The organism is Streptomyces sp. NPDC030245 (genome assembly GCF_055572995.1).
The window spans coordinates 1-1,398 of sequence record NZ_JBVICF010000032.1 but is presented as its reverse complement, the minus strand read 5'-3'; the positions used below and the strand labels follow the sequence as shown (position 1 = coordinate 1,398).

Sequence of the window (1,398 nt, the reverse complement as noted above, 5' to 3'; positions counted from 1 at the left end):
AGAGGCCATCGCCGCGGCCCGCACCGGCCAGGCGGCCAACGCACTTGACGATGCAATCGCCGGCTTTGCCCGCGCGCTGGTCGAGCAACGCGGCGTGGTGTCGGCCGACGCCATGGCCAACTACCGCCGCGCGGGGCTCGACGACGGCCTGATACTGGAAGTGATCGCCAACGTCGCGCTGAACACGCTCACCAACTACACCAACCACATCGCCGACACCACGGTGGATTTCCCCGTGGTCGCCGTCTGATCTCCATAGGCATATAAGGAGAACACGATGAAAATCGCACTCACCGGCGCTCTGCTCGCCAGCGCCCTCGTCCTGCCACTGGCCGTCACGGCCGGCGACTTTTCGCCCTATGTGGGGTCGTCTCAGAAAACGGAAAATAAAGCACTCTAAGAGTCGCTAACACCACTGCCCAAGAGACCCGCATGAAGCAGTTATGCTTCATGCCCTCATGGCAAGACAACCCGTTAGCAAAGAACTGTGGCTGCAGTTGCAGCCCCTGATCCCCACCTTCACTCCCTCCGCCAAAGGTGGCGCACGCAAGCTCGCAGTGAGCGATGAGGCCGCCCTCAACGGCATCTTGTTCGTGTTGCATACCGGCATTCCATGGGAAGACCTCCCACAATCCCTTGGCTATGGCAGCGGCATGACTTGCTGGCGGCGACTTCGGAATTGGAGCGCAGCAGGGGTTTGGCAGAGGTTGCACCAGGCCATGCTGATGCGTTTGCGTGAACACGACCAGATCGATTGGAGCCGGGCCAGTATTGATGGCTCTTCGGTACCAAGCCCCCGGGGGGCCAGGAAACAGGCCCGAACCCCACCGACAGAGGAAAACTCGGCTCCAAGCGGCACATCGTCGTAGACGCCAGAGGCATCCCGCTGGTGGTTCTTGTCAGCGGGGCGAACAGACATGACTCCATGATGTTCGAGCGGTGCTTGGATGCGATCCCTGGCGTTGCAGGCCTGCAGGGTCGACCTCGCAAGCGACCAGCGAAGCTGCATGCTGACAAAGGCTATGACTACAAACGCTGCCGTGCCCATCTGAGGCAGCGAGGCATATCCAGCCGCATTGCCAGGCGCGGCATTGAAAGCAGCGAAAGGCTGGGCAAACATCGCTGGGTAGTGGAGAGGACGCACGGATGGTTTGCTGGCTTTGGCAAACTGCGAATCCGCTTTGAAAGGCGCCTTGACATCCACGAAGCGCTTTTGAAGTTGGCAGCCGCGATCATCTGCGCACGCTTCGTGGATAGGTGGTGTTAGCGGCTCTAAGCCGATGGCGTAGGTGGCACTCATCGTGTCACGTGCGGGCAAGCAGCTTCTCGCCATCGGGGCGCAACTCGCCCTTGGGCGAAATGTGCCGGTACAGGGTCTGCCGTGTGATTCCAAGCTCC

General features: G+C 60.9%; 3 protein-coding genes. All 3 read left to right on the top strand.

Translation table 11 applies throughout. The annotated features are described in order from the left end of the window. The coding region (locus ACZ4Z4_RS38255) for a carboxymuconolactone decarboxylase family protein (RefSeq protein ID WP_468338510.1) at positions 1-250 on the top strand (250 nt) is incomplete at its 5' end. Positions 251-277: 27 nt separating this feature from the next. Then, positions 278-400, top strand: coding sequence for a hypothetical protein (locus ACZ4Z4_RS38250; protein ID WP_256213827.1), 123 nt, complete (start codon positions 278-280; stop codon positions 398-400). Between the two features lie 58 nt (positions 401-458). Further along, positions 459-1,267 (top strand): IS5 family transposase gene (locus tag ACZ4Z4_RS38245; protein ID WP_099421609.1). Its coding sequence is split into 2 segments (ribosomal slippage): positions 459-789 and positions 789-1,267, totalling 810 coding nucleotides; the frame shifts between segments, so codons are not numbered across the junction. Positions 1,268-1,398: the final 131 nt, after the last annotated feature.

Bases quoted from the DNA above. Each gene is read 5' to 3' on its own strand.
- ACZ4Z4_RS38250 (WP_256213827.1), top strand. From the start codon at position 278: ATGAAAATCGCACTCACCGGCGCTCTGCTCGCCAGCGCCCTCGTCCTG.